This window comes from Streptomyces sp. NPDC098789 (assembly GCF_044759975.1).
In the GTDB taxonomy this organism is placed as follows: domain Bacteria; phylum Actinomycetota; class Actinomycetes; order Streptomycetales; family Streptomycetaceae; genus Streptomyces.
Map to the genome: position 1 here is coordinate 1 of NZ_JBIWAJ010000035.1, position 13,288 is coordinate 13,288.

Genomic DNA, 13,288 nt, shown 5'->3' on the forward strand with positions numbered 1-13,288 from the left:
ATCCACGGCCGAGTACTCACACCACCACGAACAGCCGAATCCTCACACCAGTCACGGCTGACCAGAGCATCTCATCAAGATCCTGTTACGAGCTCCAAGGCACCTGTGGGCATCATCGCGATTCCCCGCCGGCGAAGGCCCGGGAATGATCTCACTCTCAAACAGAGGTGTGTCAACCGGGCCCGCTCCCGACTCCGATGGCCAGCAGACAGAGCCACCCTGTCGGTCAGGATCTGGCGGATCCTCCACAAGGCTGACTGTCATCCGACCCGACTCACGTCAATCACCAAGGCCATCCTCACCGTGGAGATGCACCGCTGAACAAGCTCAGTGGTACTCCCTGTCCGTTTAATGCGGTCGGTCGGGGGTGAACGCGGTTAACGATGAGGCCACTGGACGGTGAAAACCTTGAGGGCCTGGTCGGCATTTAGCCAGGCTATTTCTTCCGGCGTCCTGAAGCCAGCTGATGCCCGCGCGGACGTTTCATTCTAGCGTCGATGGCGCCAGAATCATGAGGGGTTGTTTGAACCAGCGCCCAGTCTTCGGACAGCGCGAGTCGGGTGCAGTATTTGGGCCTGGAGTAATGCCATAAAAATCAGGCTTCGCTGGCACCCGTTCTTGTTGCCGTTCTTTCCAACGGATGGCGAACTTACGAATTACTTGGACGAGGCGGAAAGTTTCAGATGATTATGCACCAGCGGTACGACGTGCACAACTTTCTGTAGAGACATTTTAATTTCAGCATAAGCAAGTGACCTAATGCGGACTATAGCAGTCAAAAGGGAGTTAAAAATGAAAAACGGAGTTGCGGGAAAGTTTAAAACTCAAGAAGTGTTGCTGACATGTATGGACGATAAAACTGATTACAAGTACCTTACCAAAACGGCGCATATCGTAAGCGATGGGATCGGGGTAGTCGATGAGCACGTCGCTCAAATGTTGCTTCGCAGGTCCAGGTACTGGAGGAAAGAAGGAGTATCGGCACCGGAAGTTGACGCAATTGAGAAACTCAGAATGCGATTTCTGCGATTTTCTACTGACTTAGCCAATCTCGAGGGCCAGAAAGATGAGGTAAAATCAGATTACGAGAAGAATAAGCGAAAATTCGGAAATCACATCCCCAGGACGGCAATTCCTAAAACAGGAAAGGAAAACAGTCTAAATGGGATGAATTTTGTCGACTACATAGCACTTCTGATAAAAGAAATCGGAGAAGAGCCGCAGGTAGGGGAGAAGATATTAAAGGCAATTCCAAAGCTAATTCCAATTCCCGGAAGATTTGACCCTGAAAAAGAAGACAACAAAGACTTCTTTAATGTTTTCAACAAACGGTCAGGGGCGACGGAATACGTTCCCTACTCGTTCACTAGATCCCTTGCAGATATGCCGAATAGTCGCCAACACTTTAGCGACTGGAATAAAGTCAAGTCAGATGCTGTAACTGGTGGGGAAATCCGTAAACCGCTCGAAGATCTCCGAGTGCTCATATTTGACTCAGGTCCGGACGTGAGAGACATCGTCGCTGCCCCGTACGACCCGGAGCTAGCCGCTAACGGGTATGGCACTCCGGTAATTATCGGTATGCCTTTCCCGGTCTTATTGCAGATAGGAAAAAACGAGCTATGGCCGCCTGCTGCAATGTTGTGCAACCTGCTAGTACACGGTATTCATATGCTAGCTGGAGCCCATGACTCAACCGTGGTCGAAGTTCCTCTCACTACCCGCCTAGATAAGTTCTGCCTTTATAAAACGACAGTGTCAAGTGCGCTGGCACTGGGGCACAAGACTGGCCTGCGTGACATATTTCTCGGAAGTGGAATATCGGCACTTTGCCGCACCATTCTTGAAGAGGTACCTCAGTTCACACAGTCTGCTGACCTTGCACAGAAGTTTGGACAGGGAGTCAAATCAGCTGGTGGAAGTTCGGAGATATGGGACAAGCTTCGTGAGGCCCGGAAGTCAGCTTTCAAATATAATGAGCGCGACTTCGCCAAAGCATCAGGATACCCGCAACGCGACAGTGCAGATATAGCCGGGGTAAAAGACTATGGCATGAGGATGCTTTACGTTAAGCCAGATTTTCTGGCAAAAGAAAATAAAATCGGCACCAGGAATCCGTACGGAAACCCTCGAGATGGACACGCTAGCGGCTATTGGGGCGATCTTTATAATTACGATAAGTGGCAGGCTTCCCATCTTAAATACTGGAACATAGCGTTGGAAATCGAGTCGTATACAATTAAACCTATTTACACTCTCTTAAAGATGATTCCCGGGCCTGTCGGTGTAGGAGCCGCGTGGGCAGAAAAAATCGGCGAACCTGTCCGGATACTGAAGAAGCTCCACTCTGCTTACGGCTGGGGTGGATATTTCATAGAGCACAGCACTCCGAAAAAGAAGGAAATTACCGAAATAATGCGCGACAGCACTCCGGCCAACTGGGACACAAAAGTCATAAAGGCTTTAGCTCGGGAATCCAGGGAAGGAGAATATGAGGAGGGAGCTCCAGGATTCGCAAGCGCCAAGTCAAGCGAGGAGGATAAAAGTTCACTAAGCTCCACAGGCGGACACTTTACTGTTTATTCGCAGAAAAGACGTACATTTTTGGATGTCGTAGCTTTTGTTGGAAGGGAAGGGCTATACAAAGGAGCCACAGATATGGTCCCTGTGGTGAAAGAGATATGCGATAGCAGTGAAGTAATCAAAAAAGTATACGACGCCGCAGAGCTTGACGAACGTGTTGGTGAGTTTAAATTATGCAAAAGTTATGTGATACAGAAGCTTGACGAGACGTTGCGCGACAAAGATCGAAAGGTAAAGGCTCCGAGTTCACCAGATGATCGACTGCCCCTTGTCAGCGATCTACTGTTCATTCCGGAGCCCGTTGAAACGATTTAGGAGTCACTATGGTCCTGAAGAAGGCAGATTTGCTAAACCGAATGAAGGAATCGAAAGAGACCATCTCTTTTTCCTCAGAAGAACTGAAGAGCGATGGGGCAGACGCCCTCTTTAAGATTCTTGGGAACATCAAAAAATTTACATTTGACCAAAGCGCAGAAAAGGATACAGCAAAGCTCACCATAAGCGGTAAGCACAGTTTTCCTGACCTTTCAGCAGACAAGCTAAAGTCCAAGCTGAAGTTCGTATTTGATGAGCATTACACCAGCTATAACGAATTTTCTCTTCAGGTGGAGAGCACTGAGAAAATGAACAAAAGGATGCTACCCAAGGAAGACATAAAGAAGTACGACAAAATGCACGAGCTTGGGTTTAGCTCTCCCTCGATTCTATTTGAAGTGAAACGCGGGCCGTTCGACAACATGGAACATGTTGTTTCAATGACGGCCAGTAAAAAGTTCAAAATTGATAAGCGCGAAGAAGAATACGAAGTAACTCTGCGTCCAGACCCCGACAGTCATTCACTCAACATGGCTGTGCAGTTTGGGACTGATGGGGTACTTATCGATTCCTTAAACAGCATTGCGCACTTGCCGTTCATGGGTGAACATACGTTAGCTGCAGGCAGTGTTTCCCTGCCTGACGAATTTGATAAAGCAGCCACTAAAAGGGCAGGCGAGCGAAAAATTCGCCTGCGATATATTAAAGGAAAGCTGGACATGTACAAGGGGGCACTCAGCGCCGCCACTTTCATAATTACAATCGATACTGACTTTGAGTTCGGTCTAGGGGCTTCGAAGGTACTGCTCAGGGAAGTTTCCTTTGCTGCTTCACTCCCGCAGAAGGAGGGTGATTCATTTGGCCTAGCATTCAGCGCCAATGCGGAAGTCGGGTCCTTCAAAGTTTTCGCAAGAGGCGATGTCATGGCCCGTAGATTCTACGGCACAGCATCAAAGAAGGATGCACTAGAACATAGACTAGATGCTAAAGAGTTCCAAGGCCTGAACCTCCCATCTGTTGAGAGAGGGCTGGAGTATATTGAACTCGATGTCGACATAAAGAACAAGGCGTACGCTGCGTATCTGGGCATAAATACGAGCTGGGCGCTCTTTAAAGGGGCGGAATTAAAAGAGATCATGCTAGAAGTTGCAACGTATCCAGATGGCGATAAAAGAATGGTGACGGGCGCTGTGATAGCAGCGTTCAAGATTGGGCAGGTGGATGTCTCTTTATGCGCGCGGAAAGTTGAGGATGATTGGGTCTTCGGGGGAAGGGCCTACGAAATTAAACTAGCAGATCTAAGAGGCTGGCTTTCTTCTCATCATGGCGTTGAGCTGCCTGAAATTGTTTCACATATGGAGATCGATCAAGCCTCCGTTTGGTATAATTACACCAAAAAATCGCTTAAAATGTCCCTGGACGGCCTATTGGAAGTTTCCGGATCCTATGCGAATGTTCAGATAACCTTCGATATTACCCAGGAAAAAGAGGCGGTTTCCACAGATAAAGTATTCGACGGCAAGGTTTACTGGCCTTACCGCGACCGTCATGGCGAATCTCAGTCTGTCACATTTAACTTTAAGGCAGAGGCGGGCGACAAGGAGAAAATATCTGCCACCTGGAAGCAGAAAAATCCCCTAACACTGTCAAGCTTCCTCGAGATGTGCGGAGTAAGTGAATCGCAGAATATCATGCACTCTGTTACTGACGGCATTGGAATTACCGGAGCCTCGATGACAAAAACCTGGAAGCCTGATAAAGCGTTCGCGATCACTGTGGATGGTGACAAGTGGAAGGCAACTGTCGCTTCGCTGTAGATTTTTGTGTGATTCTAGAAAAGGTATTTGCGCCACAATTTGCCGGACAGCTTTCAGAACCGGCTCGTCATGAGTGCTGGTGATGAGCTCAGAGTTGTTGCGGTAACAGACTTGCCGCGCTTTTGGTGGTGACAGGTCACGACGTTTTTCTGCAGGGCCAATTCAAAGTCCATGCCCGATTACATCACTGCTGGTCAGAGGCATGCGCCTTGAAGCCACACAACCACTACCTGACGGCCAGTCAGGCGGATCCAGCCCGTGAGAAGCTGTGTCACATCCTCTTTTCGCAGGTCACGGGCGTGGGAGGGTTGTGGTGTTCCCGTTTGCCGTTCGGTTGGGCGTCGATGGACGCCGTTCCGAACGGCAATGGCGACACCTTGGCCTTCAGGCGGTTGCGAGAGTGTCCGGCAATGCCTCGGTCTGGGGACGGGGGTGGGCCAGGCGCCGGGACATGAGGGTGATGAAGGCCCACTGGATGTGGGCTTCCGCGTGGGACATCAGGCGTTCGTAGTCCCTCGCGTTGCGGCGGGCCCGCATCGTCCACGAATTCGACCGTTCAACAACCCACCTCTTCGGCAGCAGGACGAAGCCCTTGGCGTCCCTGGGCCGGGAGACGACCTTGATGGTGATGCCGAGGGTGTCCTGGGCCAGGGCTGATTCATAGCCGAGGGCAATCGAGACCTGAACATGACAAGAGGGTCGGGCGTGAGGGCGTCGTCGCAGGTAGGAGAACCGCGCGCGTACGAGGAGAAGCTGACGAGCTATCAGTCGATGACTGCGTCACCCCAAGGCACAGCTCGCTGACCAGCGGCGATGTGAACCACCGACGACTTTGAATCAGCCCTGTGTCCTGGGCCCAGGCGTGGAACTCCTCGCCGCCGTAGCCGTTGTCCGCCCAGACCAGGACGATTTCGGGGTGTTCGGCGTGGAGGCGGGCGAGCAGGATGCGGGCCGCGTCGCGGTCCTGGACGTCGGCGGGCGTGACGAGCAGGTCGACGAGGAGGCCGTCCTGGTCAACGATGAGATGCCGCTTCCGCCCATTTATATGCTTGTTCGCGTCGTAGCCGCGTGTCGCGGTCGACACGGTCTCCGCGCCTTTGACGGACTGAGAGTCCACGATCACCCGGACCGGCCAGGCGCAACGGCGACGGCGCAGCCGCAACCGCCGACGCAACTGGTCAAGGATCCGTTTGAGGGCGCCTGCCTTCGCCCAGCGGGCGAAGTAGCCGAACACGGTGCGCCACGGGATGCCGAAGTCGGCGGGCAGCGCCCTCCACTTTGCCCCGTTGTCGGTGATGTAGCGGATGGCATCGACCACGCGTCGGCGAGGCCACTTCTCAGGAGCCCCGCCCTTGGGGGTCTGGCAGGCGGGAGTGGGCAGGAGCCGTTCCAGGAGGGCCCATTCGAGGTCGCTGGTGTCGGAGGGGTAGCGGTAGCGGGGCAGTGGCATGACAAGGCGCCGGGCCGCGACCTGAACGGGGAGCCAACTGCTGCGCGGTCGCGGCCCGTCGCCCATTCGTGGGGGTTACTCCAGGTTGGCGAGGAGGTGCAGGGTGGACTCGATCGCGCCCATCTGCGCCATGACCGTGCGGATGTAGGGGTCGTCGGGCTTCTTCTTCTGGTGCGGCAGGAGGATCCCGGCGATGAAGTTGGCGACCCGGTGGTGGACGGACTCGAAGAACGCCCGCTCGTAGCCGATCCAGACCTCCGGCGCGTCGTCCAGCATCCGGTAGCCCCACGTCTTGTCCCAGGTCACCGGCGCAAGCCCCTTCGCCGCGGCCACCAGGCGCAGGTGCGCGAGCCCAGTGTGGACCTGCGCGCGGGTGCGCTCGGTGGCCACCATCAGCTGCAGGACGCTCAAGCCGGCGGGACGGGCCTCCAGCAGCGCGGAAAGGATGGCTTCGGCGTGGACGTGAGCGGGAACGCCCCGCCCCATCGCTACTCGCCCGACCCCTTCAGCAGCTTCTGAAGCTGCTCGTCCAGATCGACCTCGCCGCGGGTGACCGCGTTCTCGATCCAGTCCGCCGACGCCCGCACCCGCGCAAGACCCCGCAGGATCGTCTCGCGCTCGGCGTCGTCGTAGGGCTCGCCCCGCAGGTTCGGCACGACCCTGCCGGCGGTGACGGCGAACTGCGTGCACAGGGCGACCAACTCCATGAACTGGGTCGTGTGCTCCATCCGCCGCAGCTGATCCAGCTGCGGCGCGGCTTCCTGCTGCCCGTACTGGACCTGCTGGCGGAACTGGTCGAACTGCGCCTCGTTCACGGCGTGCCTGGCCGTGCCGTCGGACATCGCCTTCGAGGCGACCGTCGGGCGGCGCAGGAAGTCGGTGACCACCCGCGCGGCCACCTGATCGTCGTCAGCCAGGTCGTGGATCGCGTCCACCTTCTCCTGAACGCTCTCGGGGGTGTCGACCTTCCAGCCGACGATCCGCTTCGCGCTGTCACGCGTCCAGCGCGCGGGCCCGCCGCGAGGACTGGGCGGAGGATTGTCCACCGCCTCGAACCGTTCCCGCTCGTCAGGTATGGAGGCGAGGATCTTGTGGATGGTGTGGGAGACGTCCGCCCGCCGATGCTCCTTCGGCCAGCGCGACGTCACCCACCGGTAGTCCCGGACCGTCGAATACGCCAGGCCAACGTCCTCCGCGAACATCCGGATCGCCTCGCTCACCGTGAACAACTCATCGCTCCCCGACGGGTTGACACCCCCGTAGGAACGCATCGGCTCGATCTCCACGGCCGCGTCCCCCAACCGCCACTGGACGCTGCTCATCGTCTCGACCCAGTCCCGCCCCAGCTCGACCAGCTCGTCATAGCGCTGCCGGGTCACACTGCCGACCATCCCGGTCATCCGGACACCACCCCCACGAGCCCCAGGTGCGACACCCGTATGCGCCGCCAACTCGCCCTAGAAGCACGTCACTTCGCACCATCCGACCACCTCTCCCGGCAGCCAAGGGCGTACGGACCCGGCGCCCGAAGCAGCCCCGCCTCCACCAGACGCGCGGGCTCACACCCCGCCCGGCCGCGCGCGCCGCACGTGCCAGGACCGTTTGCGGCAGGCGGGAGAGCAGTACACCGTCGAGACCGGACGGTCGACCCCGACCATCCACGACGCCCCGCACTGCGGGCACTCAGCCGTCACGCCGGCCTTCACCGCCTCGGTCCGAGCCCTCGCCCGCCGCATCCGCCGCCAGTGCCTCGAACGACACGCGGTCTCACAGAACACCGCCGTCGACTTCACCGACGGCATCAACGGCCCACCACACCCCCGGCACAACCGCGGCCCGCCCCCGTCGACCGCGACGACGACCAGACGCAGCCGGGGCACCCCGTCCCTGCCCATACGACCACCGTACGGCGGACGGTACCCGCGGCCAAGCCATCACTTCGGGCGGATCCACCCGAAGCGACAAGCCCCTGAACTGCATCAACAGACCACTCGACTTGTCATGTAAGGACCCAACACAGGTACTCAGCTTGACTCTGTCGGGGATCTTGGAGTTCTTCGGTGCGGGAGCATGATCAACGGTCATGCTCGGGTTGTTCCAGTGGCCCATGAAGTCGTCGAGGTGCTCGTTGTCCCTCCGTCCCCGTTCCGGTGAGCAAGTCCCCTCTCTGACCGCGCAGATCGCGCGGGGGAGCAATCCGTCTGGCACCACGGCGATGTGGGTGAGAGACCGGCTCAATGGTCTGTGGCGTGATGAGGACTTCGCGGACTGGTACCCGCGTGACGGGCGCCCGGGCCTTTCGCCTGCTCAGCTGGCCACCGTCTGTGTGCTGCAGTTCCTGCTCGGCCTGTCGGACCGGCAGGCTGCCGAGGCCGTCCGCTGCCGCATCGACTTCAAGTACGCGATGGCCATGGAGCTGGACGATCCCGGGTTCCATCACAGCGTGCTGGCCGACTTCCGCGATCGTCTTGCCGAAGGGGACCGTGCTGACCGCCTCCTCGACCTTGTGCTCGCCCGCCTCAAGGAGGCCGGCCTGGTCCACGAGCGCACCACCCAGCGCACCGACTCCACTCACGTCCTGGCCGCGGTGCGTGACCTGACCCGCCTGGAGCTGATCACCGAGGCGGTCCGCGCCGCCCTGGAAGAAGTCGCCGGCATCTCCCCTCACCTGCTGGACGAGCTGGTCGATGAGGACTGGGGACGCCGCTACGGCCGGCCGGTCCGCCTGGGCAAGAACCCCACCAAGCCCAAGACCAGAATTGTCGCCACCGGCAACGACGCCCTGCGGCTCCTGGAACACCTCTACCGGCACGGAACAGACCGCACGTCCGGCCCGCGCATCCAGGCCCTGCGCCAGATCATGGTGCAGAACTACGACCGTGACGCTGCTGGGAACCTGCGCTGGCGCACCGCCGAGAAGGAGGGCGGGCCCGGGCTGCCGCCCTCGTCCCGGGCGATCGTTTCGCCCTACGACACCTCGGCCCGCTACGCACGCCACGGACACATCATCAGCTGGAAGGGATTCGCCGCTCATTTGACCGAGACCTGTGCTCTCGGCGGGCCCAACGTGATCACGGACGTGGTCACCACTGCGGCCACCACCCACGACAGCCAGGTCCTGCCCGGCATCCATACCCGTCTGGCCCGCCGCGGGCTGCTGCCCGCCGAGCATCTGGTCGACGCCGGCTACACCTCCCTGCCCCACCTGGAGCAAGCAGCCCGTGAACACCAGGTCACCGTCACCGGACCGCTGCCGGCCAACCCCACCCGGCAGCATCGCCAGGGCAAGGGGTTCGCCCGGGACGACTTCCACATCGACTACGACAAACAGCAGGTCACCTGCCCTCAAGGCCAGGTCAGCGCGGGCTGGCACGGTCCCTATCCAACCTCCTCGCCCACCGCGGCCCCGCTGATCGTGGCCAGGTTCACCAAGAGCCAGTGCCGCCCCTGCCCCGTTCGCACCCAGTGCACCAGCACCGCCGACAACGTCCGCACCGTGGGCTTTCCCCCGAGAGAGCTCCGCGACCTGCAACTCCGGGTCCGTGCCGAGCAACAGACTCCCGAGTGGAAGGCCCGCTACGCGGTCCGCTCCGGGGTGGAGGGCACGGTCAACGAGTTCGCCCACGGACACGGCATGCGGCGCTGCCGCTACCGGGGACAGGGGAAAGCCCACATCCAGCACGTCTTGACGGCCATCGCCGTCAACATCGAGCGCCTCAGCGGACTGCCATCAACCGAGGAAGTACCAGTACCTCGCCGACCGACTGCTTTCCAGAACTACCTCGACCGGCGCGAGATGCCCCGGCCGAAGTCATGGCGAACCTTGGGCACCTGACCTCGATGGCCCCAAGATCCCCGACAGAGTCAGCCCTTAGGCGGAGACGCTGGCGGTCACCGCGCAGCTGACGGCGGAATCGGATCGCCGCTCGGCGGAACGCTCAGTGGATGTGGCGGAGCGGACGGCGGAGCGGGAGGAAGTGGCGGAGCGAACGGCGGTGGAGGCGGAAGCGATCGCCCGGGTGGACGCGGCGGCGCGGAGTGCGGCGGAAGACCGTCAGCGTGCGGCGGTGATTGCGGGGGATGCCGCGGCGCTGGAGCGGCGTGCCGCCGAGGACGGCGAACGGGCGGCGGAACTGCGGGAGACTGCGGCGGAGCGACTGGAGAAAGTCCGTCTGTCCGAGGAGGCAGCGGCGGCATCGGAGTTGCGTGCGGCGGAGCACCGGACGGCCCTGGCCGTTGCTGAGGTCACCGCGCTGGAGGCTGAGGATGTGGCCAGGCTCGGTGTGCGGGAGCGGGCGGAACGCAAGGTGGCGCGGATGATCTTGTCCGCGCACACGATGGTCCCGCCCGGTCAGGCACCGGAACGTCCGGACAAGTACGCCGTGAGCCTGGAGGCGATCGGTGACGCTCTCGGGGTCGGTCGGACTGTCGCCGGTGAGCGCCGCGACGCCGCCGAAGCCCTGATCGTGGACGGGTACCGCGGCTGACCAGACGGCGAACCACAAGCGGGGCCCACGGCGCTCGAATCGCCGTGGGCCCCGCCCCGTTCTACCGTACGTCCCCCTGCGGGCTGCTTGCCTTCGGACCCCTAGAGGGCGATTTTCGGCACGCCGGTCCGACGGCGAAGTGTCTGGGACTGCCCAACTGCGCCCCTACGGAGCACATTGCGGGCAAATGGTGGTCGCGGAGAAGATACTGACTCGCCGTCTGCGGAAATGAAAAGCGAGGGAAACGCCAGTTCAGAGCGCTCCAAGGATCCTTGAAAGTCCCGGGTCCGAAGCGTGGTTCTGAACCTTGGCTGACGGGCGTTCCCCATGGCGGAGCGGCTCGGTGAAGAGACGTACTGTCCTGCATAACGACGGAGGCCGCCCGGGCAAGGGCGGCCTCCGATGACGTCCCAACCCCGATCTGCATGAACAAGGAAGGACTCCGTCATGGAATCACACCCCTGGCAGGGCATCAGCGTGAAGTGGACGTGCCCGGCCCCCGCCAACGCCGTCGTCGCGGGAACCCTGTACTACCTGCTCTGCCTGGACCCCGCAGTGCCCAAGGTACTCGCCGGCCTTGTCGCGGTCGTCGCGCTCCGCTGCATCCGGGTCACGAGAGCTGTCTGAAACTGCCCCGTGGGAACGCTGGCCGGCATGGCCGCGACGGCCCGCCGCCGTTCCCTGGCCGGAAGGCTCGCGACCGTCTACGCGGCGGACCTTGCCCCCCGAGGCGCCTTCGCCTCGGAGCAGCGTCCCGCACGAGTCCCGCATGCGGGACAGATCGTTCGAATGAAATAGAACGGTGAGTCCCGCATGCGGGACTCACCGTTTCAGACGGCTGGGCGAGCGGTGGACCTAGGGCGTGTTTCGAAAGTCCCTCCCCCAGCTACCGCTGGGAGGTGCCCCCGGGCTCGCGACGCCTGGCACCGCACCTCGCGGCGTTGTCGGAACGCCCGATTACGTCCAGTAGGCGGGCATTCCTCCGCCTTGCGATGCACGGCACCAGACGCCGCGAGCCGCGCCCTTCGGGCGCCCGGCGCGACTTTCGAAACACGCCCTAGACGTCCGGGAGGTTGTCGACCACCACTGTCAGATGATCCCGCAACTGCACTGCGAGGCGTTTTGCTTCCGCGGGGTCCGCCTCGGCGGCGGCCGTGTAGGCCTCCGCCAACCCGTCCGTCGTGGCGGCGAACGCCTTGACGGTGGCCACGCGCGCGGCGAACGCAGCTACCGGCCCCGGCTGCTGGGTCGGCTGCGCCTTGGAAACGGCCTCGGCTGCGGCCTGCTGCACCGCTAGTTCACGGATACGTTCGCGTCGCTGCTTGGCGTCCAGCTCTTCCGCGGCCCGGCGGGGGAACTGCTTGACGACGCCCGTCATGGTCTTCTGGCTGACCTTGTCGCGGGCGGTCGCCTCGGCCACCGTCCGGTACGCCTCGGCGGCGGCGTCGTCCCCGTAGTCCTCGCGGATGGGGGTCAAGCTCTCGGCTGCTCGCTGGCTGATCACGTACGTCTGCACGTGGTCTGAGTCCCGCATGCGGGACTCGGCGTTCGGTTCGAGTTCGAGTTCGAGGCGCGGCGGCTCGGCCAGCAGTGCCGCGATACGCGCCCCCGCAATCTGTCGGTACGCGTTCGACGTCGACATGTCCGCCACGTGCCGAATGAATGCCTCGGCGGTGTCGTAGTCCCGCCGCCACAGCCGGCCCCGCAGCGAGATGTCCAGCGCGCCAGCCGCGACGAACCAAGCTTCCTTGTACTGGACGAAAGCGCGGGAACAAAGCTCCCACGCTTCCTCTTCGTCCGCGGTGAGCGGTCCTTGGGCGCCGGGGGAGTCCACTGCGGCCGGAAGCTGATCGAACCTGATCATCGGTTGCGGCCGGCCCTGGGCCACGTCGCTCTCGGTCAGAGTCGCCACGCTCCCCCCGGCCTGTTCCTGCTGCCTGCGGAGCTTCCTGCGCGCGCGCAGCTCTTCGGGAGTAGGGCCCTTACTCACTTGCTGATCAGCCCCCGCTGCTCCATCTCCGTCACCAGCTCGTCGAAGTGGGAGCCGGCCGCGTGGACCGGCATTCCCTCGCCGGTGGCTGCGTACTTCTGGACGGACGGGATCATCGTGGTGAAGACGTTCCAGCCCTCATCCACCAGCCCCTTGCGGATGCCCTCCGGCGCCGTGCGGGTACCGGGCTGCACACGGACCAGCAGCACCCATTCCCTGGGTCGGGGCGCGGCCGGATCCTTCTTCTTTGCCCACGCCAGGTCAAGGAATCCGTCCATCGGAAGTTCTTCCATGCGCTCGACGTCGCCGTTGGTCGCCGCGCATACGACGATGACCAGGTCCGCGATGCGCAGCACCGAGTACCCGATTCCGGCGTGGTTTTCGAGGTGACCACAGTCAATCGCGCCGATGTGCCCGTCCGGCAGCTTGCCCGGGGCCTCTTCGTGGAAGCGGCTGTCCGCCAGCCTGGTCACGTCGAACTGCTGGTCGCTGGCCTGCCACCACCGGTAGAGCTGCTTGGACTCGTCCGCGTCGAACCCCTTGACGTCGTACCCGCGCTCGCGGAGGGCATGGAGCAGCCACCAAATGGCCGTGGTCTTTCCGGTGGAACGGGGCGAGACAGCAGCAATGAACATGACCGCACCCT

The 13,288-nt window shown here is 61.1% G+C and carries 10 protein-coding genes and 1 pseudogene; 5 read left to right on the plus strand and 6 right to left on the minus strand.

Going from position 1 to position 13,288, the window contains the following annotated elements; genetic code table 11:
- Positions 1–792 precede the first annotated feature (792 nt).
- Together ACIQWR_RS39700 and ACIQWR_RS39705 are read left to right on the plus strand one after the other, a co-directional pair.
- Positions 793–2,898, plus strand: coding sequence for a hypothetical protein (locus ACIQWR_RS39700; RefSeq protein WP_404020488.1), 2,106 nt, complete (start codon positions 793–795; stop codon positions 2,896–2,898).
- Positions 2,899–2,906: 8 nt separating this feature from the next.
- Positions 2,907–4,715, plus strand: coding sequence for a hypothetical protein (locus tag ACIQWR_RS39705; protein ID WP_404020491.1), 1,809 nt, complete (start codon positions 2,907–2,909; stop codon positions 4,713–4,715).
- A gap of 384 nt (positions 4,716–5,099) precedes the next feature.
- On the opposite strand, the pseudogene ACIQWR_RS39710 reads toward ACIQWR_RS39705, so the two are convergent.
- From ACIQWR_RS39710 to ACIQWR_RS39725, 4 genes and pseudogenes are all read right to left on the minus strand, one after another.
- Positions 5,100–5,351 (minus strand): annotated as a pseudogene (locus tag ACIQWR_RS39710) (transposase); the annotation flags it as partial.
- Positions 5,352–5,373: 22 nt separating this feature from the next.
- Positions 5,374–6,165 carry an IS5 family transposase gene (locus ACIQWR_RS39715; protein ID WP_404020494.1) on the minus strand — a complete coding sequence of 264 codons (792 nt, stop codon included), beginning with the start codon at positions 6,163–6,165 and terminating at the stop codon, positions 5,374–5,376.
- Positions 6,166–6,240: 75 nt separating this feature from the next.
- Positions 6,241–6,651, minus strand: a complete 411-nt coding sequence (locus tag ACIQWR_RS39720; protein ID WP_404020496.1) for a RacP protein — start codon at positions 6,649–6,651, stop codon at positions 6,241–6,243.
- Between the two features lie 2 nt (positions 6,652–6,653).
- Complete coding sequence (locus tag ACIQWR_RS39725; protein WP_404020499.1) at positions 6,654–7,565, minus strand: DUF6192 family protein; 912 nt, start codon at positions 7,563–7,565, stop codon at positions 6,654–6,656.
- A 707-nt stretch (positions 7,566–8,272) separates the two neighbouring features.
- Here ACIQWR_RS39725 and ACIQWR_RS39730 point away from each other — a divergent pair.
- The 3 genes from ACIQWR_RS39730 (at position 8,273) to ACIQWR_RS39740 (ending at position 11,279) form a co-directional block, all read left to right on the plus strand.
- Positions 8,273–10,000: an IS1182 family transposase gene (locus ACIQWR_RS39730; RefSeq protein ID WP_404020615.1), complete on the plus strand. Its 1,728-nt coding sequence runs from the start codon at positions 8,273–8,275 to the stop codon at positions 9,998–10,000.
- Positions 10,001–10,112: 112 nt separating this feature from the next.
- On the plus strand, positions 10,113–10,652 hold the full coding sequence (locus ACIQWR_RS39735; protein WP_404020501.1) for a hypothetical protein: 540 nt from the start codon (positions 10,113–10,115) through the stop codon (positions 10,650–10,652).
- 447 nt (positions 10,653–11,099) lie between these two features.
- Entirely contained in the window at positions 11,100–11,279 is a 180-nt protein-coding gene (locus ACIQWR_RS39740; RefSeq protein WP_404020504.1) for a hypothetical protein, read from the plus strand.
- A 430-nt stretch (positions 11,280–11,709) separates the two neighbouring features.
- On the opposite strand, the gene ACIQWR_RS39745 is transcribed toward ACIQWR_RS39740, so the two are convergent.
- Both ACIQWR_RS39745 and ACIQWR_RS39750 read right to left on the minus strand, forming a co-directional pair.
- The gene (locus ACIQWR_RS39745; RefSeq protein ID WP_404020507.1) at positions 11,710–12,564 is read right to left on the minus strand and encodes a hypothetical protein; all 855 of its coding nucleotides are present in this window, start codon (positions 12,562–12,564) and stop codon (positions 11,710–11,712) included.
- 74 nt (positions 12,565–12,638) lie between these two features.
- Positions 12,639–13,277, minus strand: a complete 639-nt coding sequence (locus ACIQWR_RS39750) for a plasmid partition protein (RefSeq protein ID WP_404020510.1) — start codon at positions 13,275–13,277, stop codon at positions 12,639–12,641.
- Between the last annotated feature and the right edge of the window lie 11 nt (positions 13,278–13,288).